General features: G+C 41.5%; 14 protein-coding genes. 6 read left to right on the top strand and 8 right to left on the bottom strand.

Translation table 11 applies throughout. The annotated features are described in order from the left end of the window. Window positions 1-114: 114 nt before the first annotated feature. Window positions 115-396, top strand: a complete 282-nt coding sequence (locus tag FTT74_RS12125) for a GNAT family N-acetyltransferase (RefSeq protein ID WP_004969793.1) — start codon at window positions 115-117, stop codon at window positions 394-396. Between the two features lie 161 nt (window positions 397-557). Here FTT74_RS12125 and FTT74_RS12120 read toward each other — a convergent pair whose 3' ends face one another. Both FTT74_RS12120 and mpl read right to left on the bottom strand, forming a co-directional pair. Continuing rightward, on the bottom strand, window positions 558-1,643 hold the full coding sequence (locus FTT74_RS12120; RefSeq protein ID WP_179989096.1) for a zinc-dependent alcohol dehydrogenase family protein: 1,086 nt from the start codon (window positions 1,641-1,643) through the stop codon (window positions 558-560). A 238-nt stretch (window positions 1,644-1,881) separates the two neighbouring features. Further along, the gene (mpl, locus tag FTT74_RS12115; RefSeq protein WP_004969796.1) at window positions 1,882-3,252 is read right to left on the bottom strand and encodes a UDP-N-acetylmuramate:L-alanyl-gamma-D-glutamyl-meso-diaminopimelate ligase; all 1,371 of its coding nucleotides are present in this window, start codon (window positions 3,250-3,252) and stop codon (window positions 1,882-1,884) included. A gap of 241 nt (window positions 3,253-3,493) precedes the next feature. Between mpl and FTT74_RS12110 the strand changes: the two genes are divergently transcribed. The 4 genes from FTT74_RS12110 (at window position 3,494) to FTT74_RS12095 (ending at window position 7,672) form a co-directional block, all read left to right on the top strand. Beyond that, window positions 3,494-3,835 (top strand): DMT family protein, encoded by a 342-nt coding sequence (locus tag FTT74_RS12110; protein WP_019836196.1) that lies wholly within the window; start codon window positions 3,494-3,496, stop codon window positions 3,833-3,835. Window positions 3,836-4,058: 223 nt separating this feature from the next. Next, window positions 4,059-4,571 carry a 5-(carboxyamino)imidazole ribonucleotide mutase gene (purE, locus tag FTT74_RS12105; protein ID WP_019836195.1) on the top strand — a complete coding sequence of 171 codons (513 nt, stop codon included), beginning with the start codon at window positions 4,059-4,061 and terminating at the stop codon, window positions 4,569-4,571. Between the two features lie 14 nt (window positions 4,572-4,585). Continuing rightward, on the top strand, window positions 4,586-5,707 hold the full coding sequence (locus FTT74_RS12100) for a 5-(carboxyamino)imidazole ribonucleotide synthase (RefSeq protein ID WP_131261895.1): 1,122 nt from the start codon (window positions 4,586-4,588) through the stop codon (window positions 5,705-5,707). 678 nt (window positions 5,708-6,385) lie between these two features. After that, window positions 6,386-7,672: a lytic murein transglycosylase gene (locus tag FTT74_RS12095; RefSeq protein ID WP_004969803.1), complete on the top strand. Its 1,287-nt coding sequence runs from the start codon at window positions 6,386-6,388 to the stop codon at window positions 7,670-7,672. 70 nt (window positions 7,673-7,742) lie between these two features. Here the strand turns inward: FTT74_RS12095 and FTT74_RS12090 are convergent, their stop codons facing one another. From FTT74_RS12090 to FTT74_RS12070, 5 genes are all read right to left on the bottom strand, one after another. Beyond that, a complete protein-coding gene (locus tag FTT74_RS12090) occupies window positions 7,743-8,120 on the bottom strand; it encodes a hypothetical protein (protein WP_162164695.1) in 378 nt (125 codons plus the stop codon). A 140-nt stretch (window positions 8,121-8,260) separates the two neighbouring features. Then, window positions 8,261-9,175 carry a matrixin family metalloprotease gene (locus FTT74_RS12085; protein WP_179989097.1) on the bottom strand — a complete coding sequence of 305 codons (915 nt, stop codon included), beginning with the start codon at window positions 9,173-9,175 and terminating at the stop codon, window positions 8,261-8,263. Between the two features lie 219 nt (window positions 9,176-9,394). After that, a complete protein-coding gene (gene dnaK / locus FTT74_RS12080) occupies window positions 9,395-11,329 on the bottom strand; it encodes a molecular chaperone DnaK (RefSeq protein WP_104852793.1) in 1,935 nt (644 codons plus the stop codon). Window positions 11,330-11,450: 121 nt separating this feature from the next. Next, entirely contained in the window at window positions 11,451-12,023 is a 573-nt protein-coding gene (gene grpE / locus FTT74_RS12075; RefSeq protein ID WP_257220042.1) for a nucleotide exchange factor GrpE, read from the bottom strand. 566 nt (window positions 12,024-12,589) lie between these two features. After that, window positions 12,590-13,057 (bottom strand): hypothetical protein, encoded by a 468-nt coding sequence (locus FTT74_RS12070; RefSeq protein WP_131261893.1) that lies wholly within the window; start codon window positions 13,055-13,057, stop codon window positions 12,590-12,592. A 220-nt stretch (window positions 13,058-13,277) separates the two neighbouring features. Between FTT74_RS12070 and FTT74_RS12065 the strand changes: the two genes are divergently transcribed. Further along, a complete protein-coding gene (locus tag FTT74_RS12065) occupies window positions 13,278-14,351 on the top strand; it encodes an alpha/beta hydrolase (RefSeq protein WP_131261892.1) in 1,074 nt (357 codons plus the stop codon). A 40-nt stretch (window positions 14,352-14,391) separates the two neighbouring features. On the opposite strand, the gene FTT74_RS12060 is transcribed toward FTT74_RS12065, so the two are convergent. Then, window positions 14,392-15,036: an acetoacetate decarboxylase family protein gene (locus FTT74_RS12060; RefSeq protein ID WP_167846493.1), complete on the bottom strand. Its 645-nt coding sequence runs from the start codon at window positions 15,034-15,036 to the stop codon at window positions 14,392-14,394. Window positions 15,037-15,263 lie beyond the last annotated feature (227 nt).

The following is a 15,263-nucleotide window of genomic DNA, read 5'->3' as shown; positions in this document are numbered from 1 at the left end:
TGTTGTGCAATTTATTCTGTATGGTAAATCACTTTAAGTTGTACAAATTCAGCACAATATTTCGTAAAGAGTGTGGCAAATTGAAAAAATAGATTTAGTTTGATAGGTGGACTTATGCAAATTCAACATCAAGAAACCCAACGCGGTGGCGAGTTTTTTATTGAACGAGATGGTCGGCATATCGCTGAAATTACTTATCAATATCAAGATGATCACACTATTTTAGCAGATCACACTTGGGTCGATCTGACATTACGAGGTCAAGGGGTTGCCCGTCAGCTATTAGATATTTTGGTCGCCTTTGCACGTGAAAAGCAGCTAAAAATTGTACCCGTGTGCTCTTATATTGAGACGGCTTTTGAAACAGATACACAATATGCTGATGTCGTGGCTTAAAAGTCTTTCTACGTTGAAATAATCTAATGTGTTGGTATTAAAACAGCATGCAGACTTCGTCTGTCGTGCAGTCTAAAATTTTCTTGAAAATATTATAAAAGCCCAAAAAAGCCAATCCACAGCGCGTAGATTGGCTTTTTTGTAACATAGTTAAGCCAAGATTATTCGTAATTAATCATCATTTTCATGGCATTTTCATCTGAAGCATGTTTAAACACATCATAGGCTTTTTCAAATTCAGAGAATTTAAAATGGTGCGTTGCCAGTTTTTCTAAAGGTAATTTGCCTGAACAGCAGGTTTTTAACAGCATACCTGTCGTATTGGTATTCACCAAACCCGTAGTGATGGTCAGGTTTTTAATCCAGAGTTTGTTTAACTCAAAATTTACCGACTTACCATGTACGCCCACATTGGCAATATGTCCGCCCTCTTTCACGACATTTTGGCAAATATCCCAAGTGGCTTCGACACCTACAGCTTCCATGGCACAGTCTACCCCGCGACCACCTGTAATCTCTAAAATACGTTGTACTGCATCTTCTTTGGCAGAGTTAATGGTATGGGTTGCACCCAACTCTTTTGCCATCGCCAAGCGGTTATCGTCCATATCGACTGCGATAATTTGTGCAGGAGAATAGAACTGTGCGGTAAGCAGACAACCCATGCCAATTGGACCTGTACCCACAATTGCAATGGTATCACCAGGTTTAACATTGCCGTATTGCACACCAATTTCATGTGAAGTTGGCAATACATCAGACAAGAAAACCGCAACTTCTTCATTTAAACCTTCAGGCAGCAAATATAAAGAAGTGTCTGCAAATGGAGTACGGACATATTCAGCATGAGTACCATCAATCATATATCCCATGATCCAACCGCCTTCATTTTGGCAGTGTGCATAGAGTTGTTTTTGACAGTTTTCACAAGTACCACAACGGCTGACACAAGAAATAATGACCTTGTCGCCTTTTTTGAAATTTTTGACTGCCGAACCGACTTCTTCAACAATCCCGATACCTTCGTGACCTAAAATACGGCCATCAAATAGCCCTGTCTTGGCAACTGCAGTGTCTTGAATTTCTGGGTTTTTACCTTTCCAAATACCTAAGTCAGTACCGCAAATTGTAGTTTTGGTGAGACGAATCACGGCATCTGTTGGTTGTAAAATTTCTGGACGTGGGCGTTCTTCAAAACGAATATCATTGGCGCCGTGGTAGACCATGGCTTTCATTGTTTTTGACATTGTGACCATCCTTCTTAGTAATAATGATGAAAGACATCCAGCAGCCAACCTGTAGCAACCGTCATGCTCGCAGGATGTAATCTTTTTAAAGTAACAGGTCAAGATGACAAGTTCATGAGCAGTATTGTTGCTTTTAATAATTATAATATATAAGTTTATAATTAATATAAAAATCCCCTATTTTTTGCCAAAAACAGGGGATTTTTTTTGAAAGAGTTTTAAATCAGTTTAAGCGATTTTAAGCCGTGTGTTGCAACGCTTGAATGAGTTTTTGATGTAAACCACCAAATCCACCATTTGACATAATCACCACTGCATCGCCCTCACCTGCTTGGCTCACGATTTTTTGAATAATTTCATCCAAAGTATTGGCCACCACCGCATGATTGCGAGCAGCCGCAACCACAGGCTGTAAATCCCAGTCTAAACCTTCAGGTTGATACCAAATCACAGCATCCGCCAAACGTGCTGAATCTGCCAAGCCCTCTTTATGACTGCCCATGCGCATGGTGTTGGAACGTGGTTCAATAATCGCCCAAAGCTTACGCTCACCCAAACGCTTACGTGCGCCGTCCAGTGTGGTTTCAATTGCGGTTGGATGGTGGGCAAAGTCATCATAGACTTCAATGCCGCGTATGGTGCCTAATAACTCCATACGGCGTTTCACCCCACCAAAATTGGACAGCGCTGCACATGCGGTTTCAATTGCAACCCCAACATGCTCTGCTGCGGCGATGGTTGCCAAGGCATTGGCGACACTGTGTTGCCCAGTCATATTCCAGCGCACTTCACCTTGTAGCACACCATTTTTCAGAACTTTAAAATGTGAACCATCTGCTGCAAGTTGTTCTGCATACAGTTCCGCTTGTGGATCTGCATTGAGCGAAGTACGTAGCACAGGTGTCCAGCAACCCATTTCTAACACTTCATCAATATGGGTTTCTGTAATTGGGGCAATAATGCGCCCTTCACTTGGGATGGTACGCACCAAATGATGGAATTGTTTTTGAATTGCGGCCAAATCATCAAAAATATCGGCATGGTCAAATTCAAGGTTATTTAAAATGGCGGTTTTAGGATGGTAATGTACGAACTTGGAGCGTTTATCAAAAAACGCAGAGTCGTATTCATCGGCTTCGACACAGAAATACTTGCCTGCACCCAAACGTGCACTTTCACTAAAGCCTAAAGGAACGCCGCCAATTAAAAAGCCCGGTTCTAAGCCTGCCTGATCCAATACCCACGCCAACATGGTGGTGGTGGTGGTTTTGCCGTGCGTGCCTGCAACGCCCAGTACGTGTTTGCCTTGCAAGACATGATCGGCCAAAAATTGCGGGCCAGAAATATACGGTAAACCTGCATTCAGCATGTATTCAACCGCATCAATCCCACGTTTCATGGCATTGCCCACAATCACTAAATCTGGATGCGGTTGTAAATGGCTGCGGTCATAACCTTGCATTAAGGTAATGCCTGCATTTTCCAGTTGAGTCGACATCGGTGGATAGACGTTTTGGTCTGAACCTGTGACGGTATGTCCTAAATCGCGGGCCAAAAGTGCCAATGAGCCCATAAATGTGCCACAAATACCCAAAATATGCAGATGCATTCCGCCTTACTCCACTGCTTTTTATAGACACATCACGTATTTTTGTGCTGTTGTCGTGATTAACTTGATTTGAAGCAACGATAGCAAGGGTTTTGGCGAAAAGATAGTGATTCTTGTATCTCATTTCAGGGATTTTTCTGAGCTGAATCTGCGCCAAAGGATGTAAAAAATTGCTGCTCTTGCATTTTTTATGGCAAATAGCTCGTAAAATAAAACTGAATTTTTAAGATAGTACGACACAATGTCTTCAGCACTTTTACTTTTGGTGATTGCAAACTGTTTTATGACCTTGGCGTGGTATGGTCATCTCAAGTTTTTACCACATGATGCTCCGCTGTGGCAGGCAATTTTATTCAGTTGGGTGATCGCCCTATTTGAATACAGTTTGATGATTCCTGCTACCCGTTTGCTGGCGCAGCATGGCTGGGCGGTAGGTCAAATGAAAATTACCCAAGAAGTTGTGACTTTATTGGTGTTTGTCCCGTTTATGATTTTTCTGTTTAAGCAACCTTTTAAACTGGATTATTTATGGGCAGCCTTATGTTTATGTGGTTGCGTGTATTTTGTATTTCGTGCGCCTTAAAGACGAGTTTTAGCTCGCTTGAATAGCTTTAGGTTCACCTATTTTGTTTAACTGTTTTCAATTCTTTAAAATAACCCGATAAAAATAATCAAAAAAGTCGGTTGAGTCGCCGTGTTCAATTTTAACAAGTCGAAAAATCAGTCTATAATGTGGAGTTCTTATTCAAGCTTGGCTTTCTCGCCTGAATTTCTCTTTCCTTAGTTTCGTTTCTGGAATATTTGTAATGAACGCGGCCGCTGCACAAGACGCTCCTCTCGTTGGAATTATCATGGGTTCTCAATCGGATTGGGCAACTCTCGAACACACTGCCAATATGCTGAAGCAGCTTGGTGTCCCATTTGAAGCGGAAGTCGTTTCTGCACACCGTACCCCAGATCGCTTATTTGAATATGCTGAACAAGCGCGTGATCGTGGCATTCAGGTGATTATTGCAGGCGCTGGTGGTGCCGCACACTTACCAGGTATGTGTGCAGCTAAAACTGATTTACCTGTTTTGGGTGTGCCAGTGAAATCTTCAATTTTAAATGGTGTCGATTCATTACTTTCAATTGTGCAAATGCCTGCAGGTATTGCCGTAGGTACATTGGCGATTGGTCCTGCGGGAGCAACCAATGCGGCAATTATGGCAGCCCAAATTTTAGGTTTAACCCGTCCAGAAATTGCACAAAATGTTGCCAATTTCCGTGCCGCGCAAACTGAGAAAGTTTCAAGCAACAATATTCCAGGTCAGGCTTAAGCGGGACAATTACTATGGATAAGACCATCGGTATTTTTGGTGGCGGTCAATTGGGTCGCATGATGGCACAAGCGGCTTTACCCTTAAATATTCAATGTACCTTTTTTGAAGCCAGTCCAGATTGCCCAGCGGCAACCTTGGGTCAGGTTTTTGCCAGCAAAAGCGAAAATAGCCTACAAGATTTTATACACAGTGCCGATGTATTCAGCCTTGAGTTTGAAAATACTCCGTTGGCTGATGTTGATGTATTGATTAAGCACAAAGACTTGCATCCACCACGTCAGGCTTTGGCAATTGCCCAAAACCGCTTGCTGGAAAAAGGCTTATTTGATGAATTGGCGATTCCTGTTGCGCCGTATAAAGCGGTCAACTCGCTGGAAAGTTTACAGGCTGCTGTAGCTGAACTTGGTCTGCCAATTGTGCTAAAAACCGCAACAGGCGGCTATGATGGCAAAGGTCAGTTTGTCTTGCGCAGTGCAGATCAGATTGAACAAGCATGGGCAGAACTTGGCCCTGCAGGCAGCTTGATCGCAGAAAGTTTTGTTACTTTTTCACGTGAAGTATCTATTATTGCGGTGCGTGGTCAAAATGGTGAAGTAAAAACTTGGCCATTGGCAGAAAACCATCATCACAACGGTATTTTGTCGCATTCGATTGTCCCTGCACCAAACAGCGCTGACTTGCAGCCTGCGGCACAAGACTATATCACTCGCCTGCTCAATCACTTGAATTATGTAGGTGTGTTGACGTTAGAGCTATTTGTCACTGACAAGGGCTTGTATGCCAACGAGATGGCACCTCGTGTGCATAACTCAGGTCACTGGTCAATTGAAGGCGCGGTGTGTTCGCAGTTTGAGAACCATATTCGTGCTGTAGCAGGTTTACCGTTAGGCTCAACTGAAGTGGTACGTCCAACGGTGATGGTCAATATTATTGGTCAGCATCCCAAAACTGAAGATGTGTTGGCATTGAATGGCGCACATTTGCATTTGTACAATAAAACTGAGCGTGAAGGTCGTAAAATTGGGCATATTACTTTAATGCCGAATGATGCTGCTGAGTTGACAGATTTATGCCGCCAATTGGCAAAAATTTTGCCAAATCCATTGGCGCTCAGTGCTGATATGAGCTTGTAAATTTAAAAATGACGCCAAAGCGCTCATCACGATGAGCGCTTTTTTATGCTCTCACATTTTTTATTCTGCCCATTTTTAAGGTGTTCTACCGTTAATCTGTCTAGGATTGACGCTGTAATTTTAGGTTGATTAAGATAGATCAGGCTGAATAAGCAACCATCACCGTAGCAAAGCAATACTTAAAATAAAAATGCGCACAAGTCTGATGGGAAACAGATGATAATTATGAATTCAAAACTTTAAATTCAAATAGCGCGTTTTAAATTTAAAGCGATGCTTCAACTTTGAATTTAAATATCAGAAATGAATTTAAAGATAGATCTGCAGTTTTGAATTTAAATAAAGTAGCGGCTCTTTTGATCTTTAAATTTAAAAAGCTACTTTTAAATTCAAAGTAATACATCGTAAATATGCAGTGAATGTCGTGTTTTGTGGATAACTTGGGTTGGTTTAATTTGAATTTAAACTTTTAAATTTAAAAGTCTTATCATGTGTTGTGATTTTGAATTTAAAAATGTGAGATGCCGTACTTGTGGATAAGTGTTTTAAATTTAAAACGAGAAAATGAATTTAAAACTGTGTAAATGAATTTAAAGTTACAGATTTTCATCTGATCTCTGTGGCTGAAGGTGTTATGGTAAAGCCAAGATTTAAATTCAAAACACATCAAAGGGTATTATGCATCGTTTCGCTGTGATTTTTGCGACAGCTGCAATGGCAGCTACTCAGGTTCAGGCAGAACTGATTATCAATGGAAAATCTGTCACCGTAACACCAACGGTCAGTACATCTGCAAATTTTCAACCACAAAACCATTTTCAAAGTTGTTTGGCCAATTTACGCAGCCAAGCCATTGCCAAAGGGGTGAGTGGCAGCAGTTATGATCGCTATACTCAAAATCTCAGCCCAGATTATTCCGTCATTGAGCGTTTAAATTACCAACCTGAATTTTCTACGCCAATCTGGGATTATCTCTCAGGCTTGGTCGATGATGAGCGCGTGCAGGCAGGACAGCAGAAATTGGCACAGCACCGTGATGTGCTCAATCGTGTTGCAGCAGCCTATGGCGTACCTGCAGAAACCGTAGTGGCGGTTTGGGGTGTAGAAAGTAACTTTGGTGCGATTTCAGGATCCTATCCATTATTGCAAGCGCTAGGTACCTTGAGCTGTGAAGGACGCCGTCAAAGCTATTTCCGAGGTGAGTTTTTTACCACCATGCGTTTATTGCAACGTGGTGATGTCACTGAATCACAATTAAAAGGCTCATGGGCAGGGGCGTTTGGGCATACTCAGTTTATGCCATCGACCTATGATGAGTTGGCGGTCGATTTTGATGGTGATGGTCGCCGTGACTTAGTATCTAGTATTCCAGATGCTTTGGCTTCCACCGCTAACTTTTTAAAACGTCGCGGCTGGCAAACAGGGCAGCCGTGGGGCTTTGAAGTCAAAGTGCCTGCAGGCATGTCTTTGAGTGGTGAAGGGCGACGCAATAAAAAATCCCTCAGCAGTTGGGTTAATCGTGGGTTGACTCGTGCAGATGGTTCGGCATTAATTCAGGGCAATTTATCGGGCAGTAGTCAGGCAGGCTTGATGGCACCTGCAGGTGCGAATGGCCCTGTATTCTTAGTGTTTAGAAACTTCGATGCCATTTATAGCTATAACGCAGCAGAAAGTTATGCCTTAGCGATTGCGCATTTATCAGATCGTTTAATGGGGCAGTCTGCATTCCGCACCGCTTGGCCAACCGATGATGCAGGTACATCCCGCGCAGAACGCCGTGAAATTCAACGCTTTTTGTTAAGCCGTGGTTATGACATTGGTGAAGTGGATGGTTTAATTGGCGACAAAACCCGTCAAGCGATTCGTCAGGAACAGACTCGACTCGGCTTGGCTGCAACAGGTCGGGCAGGGCAGCAAATTTTAAGAGCGTTTCGTAATGAAGCGGCCAAACAAATGATGCAATAAGTTGTTGCGATTGCATAAAAAAGGTCTGCAAATGTGCAGACCTTTTTAATTTTTGTCTTAAAACAGGGGATTAAGGTTCAATTTTCACTGCTTCAAGCAAATCAAAAATCACAGTCGTGACATCTTGGCTTAATTCTTTGTTATTAAAAATTTCATAAGCTGAAATGGTGATGTCGGTATCACTTGGCAGCAAACGCTGTTCTTCTTCAATCAGGTGTTCAATTGGTAATAAGGTCTGTCTAACCTCAAGATGCAAAATATCTTTGTATTCAATATTTTCATCTTCAAGTTCAATCACTTGCTCATTAAAATACGGCAATAAAATCGAGTGGAGACAAGGTTGAAGCTCAACAATATCAAAAATTTCGATATCACGGCTTTGTTCAATCGTGCTGATGTGGTCATTTACTTCAATCAGGATATGGTAGTAACTCACATGAATCTCCACAGATCGTTCAGGGTTATACAGAGCCTTCACAATAACATGAAATGAGTAAATTTGCTGCCTTTGCACGTGTAATGGATATGCAACTATCGTACAGGGTGAGGGGAGTTTTGTGTTTTAGTCACTTCAGTTTGCCAGATTGCTCAATGCCGTGCATGGAGTAAATCGAGATCGGCAGGGCGCAGTTGGAAATTCTGCAACTGCTGATCTTTTAGCATTGGATACATTAAGGCATAAGGGTCGTTATGGTGTGCTAAACCCAAAGCATGACCAAATTCATGCGCCAAAGTTAGACGTAAATCATCTTTAGATTGAAACTCATAAATCCGAATGGCCTGACCATCAAAGCTGCCTTTATCAAATAAACGTGGTTGAAAACGTGCATTAAATTGCTGGATGGATACATCAATGTCTTGATTAAGTTGATTGAGGGCATCGACTTGTTGATTGAGCTGGTTAATTTGCTGATTAAATTGCGCTATTTCGTGTTCTAAACTCCACATGTGTTGCTGGATTTCTTGTTTTTTGGCTGCAAAAATTTCCTGTTGCGAAGGATGTAGCCCACCACTTTGGTTAATTTGCTGTACTTGACGATTGTATTGTTCAAGTTGTTGTTCAAATAGCATTTTTTTTGCATCAAGTTGTTGATTTTTATCTGCAATTTCTTGTTTTAGTGCTTGAATATTTTGATTTTGATTGTTCCAGTGTTGTTGGCGTTGTTCAATGGCTGTAAGTTGTTGTTGGCGTTGGTTTGATTCATCTTGACGTTGATCATAAATCAAGTGAATGGCGAGCTTGGCGTTCGGGTCATATACAAAATAATCTTGTCCCGTCCCTTGTTTCCAAATATGGGTGGCTTCCTGACTCAGTTGTAGTAAATCGGCATGGCTTAAGCCAAAACGCGGATCGACTTCAGCAATACGATAACGTAGGCGAGTATCTAAAGGATATTGTAAACGATTTAGTGCAGTATTGTGCCGTGTGTGCGGATGTTGAATATTTTGATAAATCAGCAAGATAGAAAACAGTATGATTGCACCCAATAGAAACAAACGCATTGCTAGCGGCATCCTTTTTTGGGTTTACTGTAGCCGAAAGTAGGGCAGAAACTCAATCTATTTGCAGTTAGAGCATCATTTTATCTATTGTACTCGGTTGAGCGTCCAATTGTCTGTGCTCTTTCATTTAAATCTTGAAGTCAGTGTATGGATATCGAAAAGAAAAACCGCGCTGCAATTGCTTGCAGCGCGGTTTTTGATGTGCGTTAAAGCGACAAATTATTTTTTATCATCTTTGACTTCAGTGAATTCAGCATCGACTACGCCATCATCGGCTTTTTGACCTGCATCGCCTTGGAATGCATTCGGGTCAAAACCTTGTGCACCGCCTTGACCTTGTGCAGCTTCATACGCACGTTGCGTAATTGGCATGATGATGTTTTGAAGCGCTTCAGTTTTCGCTTTGATCGCATCTACATCATTTTCTTTAGTGCTGGCTTCAAGCTCAGTCACTGCTGTTTCAATCGCAGTTTTTTCATCGGCAGTCACTTGTTCACCAAGGTCTTTTACTGCTTTTTGAGCAGAAGAAACTAAAGCATCCGCTTCGTTACGTGCTTTTGCAAGTTCTTCAAACTTACGGTCTTCTTCAGCATTTGCTTCAGCATCTTTAATCATCGCTTCAATTTCAGCATCGCTCAAACCAGAGTTTGCTTTAATTTGAATCGATTGTTCTTTGCCTGTGCTCTTGTCTTTTGCAGACACTTTCAAGATACCGTCAGCGTTAATGTCGAACGAAACTTCAATTTGTGGCACACCGCGTGGCGCTGGTGGAATGTCACCTAATTGGAAGTTACCCAACAATTTGTTTTGTTGAGCCATTTTACGCTCACCTTGGTAAACTGAAATGTCTACTGCAGGCTGGTTGTCTGCCGCTGTTGAGAACACTTGAGATTTCTTCGCAGGAATCGTGGTGTTTTTCTCAATGATTGGCGTCAACACGCCACCCATAGTTTCAATACCAAGCGTTAACGGAGTTACGTCTAGAAGCAATACGTCAGTTTTGTCACCAGACAATACGGCACCCTGAATTGCTGCACCAATTGCAACAGCTTCGTCTGGGTTTACGTCTTTACGTGGCTCTTTGCCAAAGAATTCTTGTACTTTTTGTTGTACAAGTGGCATACGTGATTGACCACCCACCAAAATCACGTCAGAGATGTCAGAAGTTGAAAGTCCTGCATCTTGTAGCGCAACTTTACATGGCTCAATGGTACGAGCGACTAAATCAGCAACCAAACCTTCAAGTTTGGCGCGAGTCACGTTCATCACCAAGTGCTTCGGACCTGTTGCGTCTGCAGTGATATATGGCAAGTTGATTTCAGTCGCATTTGAAGATGAAAGCTCGATTTTTGCTTTCTCAGCCGCTTCTTTCAGACGTTGTAATGCCAATGGATCTTGTTTCAAGTTGAAGTTTTGCTCTTTTTTGAACTCTTCAACCAAGTATTCGATCAAGGCATTGTCAAAGTCTTCACCACCAAGGAAGGTATCACCGTTGGTTGATAACACTTCAATTTGTTGGTCGCCATCAAGGTCTGCAATTTCAATGATCGATACGTCAAAAGTACCACCACCCAAGTCATATACAGCAACTTTACGGTCGCCTTCTTTCTTGTCCATACCAAATGCAAGCGCAGCAGCAGTTGGTTCGTTGATGATACGTTTAACTTCTAAGCCTGCAATTTTACCCGCATCTTTGGTTGCTTGGCGCTGTGCATCGTTAAAGTACGCAGGTACAGTAATCACGGCTTCAGTAACTGTTTCGCCCAAATAATCTTCGGCAGTCTTTTTCATCTTTTTCAAAGTTTCTGCAGAAATTTGCTGTGGTGCAAGTTTCTTGTCATTCACTTCAACCCAAGCATCGCCATTGTCTGCTTTGATGATTTTGTAAGGCACAAGACCAATGTCTTTTTGTACCGCTTGGTCTTCATAACGACGACCAATCAAACGCTTAATTGCGAATAATGTGTTTTTCGGGTTAGTTACAGCCTGACGCTTTGCAGATTGACCTACAAGAATTTCGCCATCTTTATAAGCAATAATAGATGGAGTTGTACGTGCGCCTTCTGCGTTTTCAATTACTTTAACTTTGTCGCCTTCAAGTACCGCTACACATGAGTTAGTTGTACCTAAGTCAATACCAATGATTTTAGCCATTTGGATGTTTCCTCAAAAATTCTTTTGCAATGTTTTCACTTGTTATTCGATATGAGAGCCAATCAAAATTTTTCAAGTTGTTTAGATGAAAATTTTTTATCAACTCTCGATTTTATAAGGCTTAAGCGCCAACCATCACCATTGCAGGGCGGAGTAAGCGACCATGTAAGGTGTAGCCTTTTTGTAATACGTTGCCAATTTCATTGGCTTTTGCATTTGGATCAATCCCTACGGCTTGATGCAGGTCTGCATTGAAACCATTGGCTGTATCAATCACCACCACACCAAACTTTTCTAAAGTGGTCAGTAATGATTTCAAGGTCAGTTCCACACCTTCAGACAAGGCAGTTTTTTCATCACCATTGGCGGCAATAGCACGCTCAAGGTTGTCTACAGAATCCAATAATTCTTTAGCAAACTTTTCTAAAGCAAACTTTTTAGCTGTATCTGCTTCACGTTCTAAACGCTCTTTGGTTTTTTCCGCTTCGTAAACTGCATTGGCAGTACGTGCTTTTTCCAATTTTAGGTTTTCTTCAAGTTTGCTCAGTTGTTCTTGTAAAGACTCAACGGAAACTTCTGCTTGCTCAGTATCTTGCGCTGTTTGTTGTTCCGTCTGCTCTAGCTCAAGGTCTTGAGTTTGTTCGTTCTGCTCAGTTGCCATTGATTTACTCCGTTTAAATGGGTTTTTAAACATGTACAGTCCTTTGGCGTCAGTGCTAACTGCGTTATTGCTGAACTGCCATGGTTAGAGAAGTTCGTAATTAGCTAAGAAATCGGGGCAGGGCAGGCAAAATTCAAGCGTGCCAGTAGATTAATTTTCATTGCCATGAAATTTGGTCAAAAAAATACATTTTGAATCAAGATGTCGGCGGATGAATGAAGCAAATTAAACTTTGAAACTTATAATATTTTTTTGTTTAAAAAAGTATGGTAATAGGGAGCTGATTATTCAGCTAAACCAGTGCTTTTATTACGGAGATAGCTAAAAACACTGTTTTATCAACAGGATTCGACTGGGTGTTTGTTCACTATATTGTGCATGCGTATGATTAGAGTTTTTAAGTTTTGGTTGATTAATCGCTAAAACAGCTTAATCGAGAGTAATTATATATTTTACACAAAACCTAACACTGCTTATTCTTTGCGCATAGATGCTATATCGCTGTAGTTTCTTGTGTATTGCTAAATGTGTTTTCGGGGCTTATCTAACTTCTGAATAAGCCCTTTTTTTACCTCATTTGTTTTGCTTTGCTGCAAGACTCAATCACGATCACGTCGTTGTTCACGGTCTTTACGGTTTTCCTGCCAGCGCTTTTGTTGTGCATCACGTTGTTGTTGCCAGCGTTTACGTGCTTCCTCACGCTTTTTTTGTTCAGCTTCAATTTGCTGCTTACGCTTTTGCTCAAGCTGTTTACGCTGCTGTTCCGATAAGCGTTTACGCTGCTCTGCTAAACGTTGTCGCTCTTGTTCATAGCGTTGTTGCTGTAATTGCTGTTGTCGTTTTTGTTCCCATTCACGACGTTCTAGTTCACGTTTACGACGCTCTAACTCAACCCGATTTTTACCTTGTTGATATTCCCAACGCTGCCGATCATTGTCATAACGTCGATGATCATCATCATAGCGTGGCTCATATCGTCCATCGTAGTAACCTTCGTCAGGCACGACTACGCAACCTACGGCTAAAAAAGCAGTCGCACATGAAAGTAAGATTAATTTTTTAGTCATGCTCTGCCTCCTGAGCTGATGAGGTGAATTTGTCTGAAACATCAAACATAGACTGCAATAGTGTCAATGACAGCGTCATAAAAGCAGGGTAGCGTATAGGTAATTTGAATGTGTATAACGATTGAAGCACTTGTATAACAAAATGGTCACTGTGCTGTTGATCATGAAGAAATTATGAAGCGTTTAGGCAAATCATGCAGACATATAAAAAGGAACAGGCATGCAAATTTTGAATTCATCTCTCAAAAATAAATTGCACAAAGGACAAGGTGCTGCTGCACGTGCATTAAATAAGTTACCAAGTCGAGTACATCATACTTTGGCTCAAGCTTTGGGTTATCCGTATCATTATCCAGACCTTGATCCATTTATTAAATGCATGATGGCGGCACAATTAAAACAAGGGAAAATTGGTTTTATTGGTGCTGACCCTGTACAGTCTAGACAGGCATTTGATCGACAAATGCAATCTATTCTGAGCACTCCAACTGCGGTCAAACGAGTTGAAGAAATCCGTTTAAACTTAGCCAGTGGCAATATCGCAGCGCGTTATTATCATCCTGCACCACATAAAAAATTGCCTTTAATCGTGTTTTATCATGGTGGTGGTTTTGTGGTGGGTGGTTTAGACAGTCATGACGAATTTTGCCGCTTAATGGCGGTACATGCCCATGCACAAGTGTTGAGTGTGGAATATCCACTCGCGCCTGAAGCTAGTCCACAGCAGATTATTCAAGTCTGTGAAGATGCTTTGGCATGGGCATATCAACATCGTCGAGAAATGAAAATTTTAAAAAATCGCATAGCGGTGGCAGGCGATAGTGCGGGTGGTAATATTGCAGCGGTGGTTGCACAGCGTAGTGCTCATTCAGCCTATGCACCTGACGCACAATTTTTAATTTATCCAGCCTTAGATTTTAAGAGTCGCCATCCTTCATTCTTTGCTTATAAAGATGGTTTGGTGTTGACGGGACAAGATATTGATTTTGTCACCCAGCACTATGTCACACAGCATCAGGTCGCTTTGGATGATCCAATCATTTCGCCAACTTTTGGCAAATTGAAAAAACTAGCGCCTGCCTTTGTGGTCACAGCAGGGCATGACGTTTTGCATGATGAAGCTGAAATTTATGCACATAAATTACGTCAACATGCTGTCACGGTAAAATATGTAGAATATTTAGATCAAACACATGGTTTTATTAGCATGACCTTTGTGTCGCGTCGCGCCAAAAAAATCAGCATTGAAATGTGTAAAAACTTTAGAAAATTTTGGGATCGACCACGTAGCTAAACCTTGGGTTGTCTTTGTTAATCTGTTTCACGTGGAACGGTTAAACCAGAGTAGAGATTTCGGCTTCTGGAAAAGTCAGTTCGAACTCAGGCACGTAAAAACCATTGATGAAGCGTGCCTGATTAAAATCAGGAAACAAACTTGGATTCGATTGCCAAGACGCATGTTTGAGTGGGATTAATCTGCCGCGAAAAGAAGGATTAAATTGATAAGATTTCCCTTGCCATGTTTGCTGAATTTTTAAAAGCGCAGCAGGGATGTAATGACTATCAATAAAGCTACGTTGCGTATTGCATTTTTCAAGTTGAATGGCGAATTGCAAATCTGCGTGTTGTATTTTGCAACTCATCTGTCGATCTTGAATATCCCAATCAAAGCTTGCCAGTTCTTTCGGAATACCCCAAAGCTGTTGTCCGTGTTGCACAGAAGACTCAGTTGAAACAAAAATTTTAGGAATGGTAGATAAACGACGCTGCCTAAATAGAGGATGATCTAAAATCAGCAGCTCATCATAAGCGCCAATGGGGCTAGCGTTATAACGTACCCACATGACTTGAACAAGACGCCCTAAAAAAGAAGGTGCTAAGCCAAAAGGCTGTGCCAGATTTAAAAAATGCGGGCTGAGCCAATAATTTAAAATATAGGCTTCACCTTGAAGTTGCCAAGGTGCTGGACACAGTCGGATCTGATCTGAATTATTTTTATCAAATGGAGCGTAAAACTCAGTCCTTCAGGTCAGAGATATAAGCGACACGACATGAAGTGTCGTTTGATTTAACTAAGGGCTATTTTCCTTGAGTTTTGATTGTTAATATAAGTACATGAAAACCCTTAAATTACGTATAAAAGACAAACATTGCAAGGTGTTAGACCAACTAGCATCAGAAGTGAACTTCGTCTGGAATTATGTCA

The sequence above is a fragment of the Acinetobacter sp. YH01007 genome, from assembly GCF_013420425.1.
GTDB classification, from domain to species: Bacteria; Pseudomonadota; Gammaproteobacteria; order Pseudomonadales; family Moraxellaceae; genus Acinetobacter; species Acinetobacter towneri.
The sequence above is the reverse complement of the archived record's forward strand: the minus strand, read 5'-3'. Positions and strand labels throughout refer to the sequence as shown.

Bases quoted from the DNA above. Each gene is read 5' to 3' on its own strand.
- grpE (WP_257220042.1), bottom strand. From the start codon at position 12,023: ATGTTTAAAAACCCATTTAAACGGAGTAAATCAATGGCAACTGAGCAG.
- FTT74_RS12085 (WP_179989097.1), bottom strand. From the start codon at position 9,175: ATGCGTTTGTTTCTATTGGGTGCAATCATACTGTTTTCTATCTTGCTG.
- FTT74_RS12100 (WP_131261895.1), top strand. From the start codon at position 4,586: ATGGATAAGACCATCGGTATTTTTGGTGGCGGTCAATTGGGTCGCATG.
- mpl (WP_004969796.1), bottom strand. From the start codon at position 3,252: ATGCATCTGCATATTTTGGGTATTTGTGGCACATTTATGGGCTCATTG.
- FTT74_RS12110 (WP_019836196.1), top strand. From the start codon at position 3,494: ATGTCTTCAGCACTTTTACTTTTGGTGATTGCAAACTGTTTTATGACC.
- FTT74_RS12065 (WP_131261892.1), top strand. From the start codon at position 13,278: ATGCAAATTTTGAATTCATCTCTCAAAAATAAATTGCACAAAGGACAA.
- purE (WP_019836195.1), top strand. From the start codon at position 4,059: ATGAACGCGGCCGCTGCACAAGACGCTCCTCTCGTTGGAATTATCATG.
- FTT74_RS12125 (WP_004969793.1), top strand. From the start codon at position 115: ATGCAAATTCAACATCAAGAAACCCAACGCGGTGGCGAGTTTTTTATT.
- FTT74_RS12095 (WP_004969803.1), top strand. From the start codon at position 6,386: ATGCATCGTTTCGCTGTGATTTTTGCGACAGCTGCAATGGCAGCTACT.
- FTT74_RS12120 (WP_179989096.1), bottom strand. From the start codon at position 1,643: ATGTCAAAAACAATGAAAGCCATGGTCTACCACGGCGCCAATGATATT.
- FTT74_RS12070 (WP_131261893.1), bottom strand. From the start codon at position 13,057: ATGACTAAAAAATTAATCTTACTTTCATGTGCGACTGCTTTTTTAGCC.
- dnaK (WP_104852793.1), bottom strand. From the start codon at position 11,329: ATGGCTAAAATCATTGGTATTGACTTAGGTACAACTAACTCATGTGTA.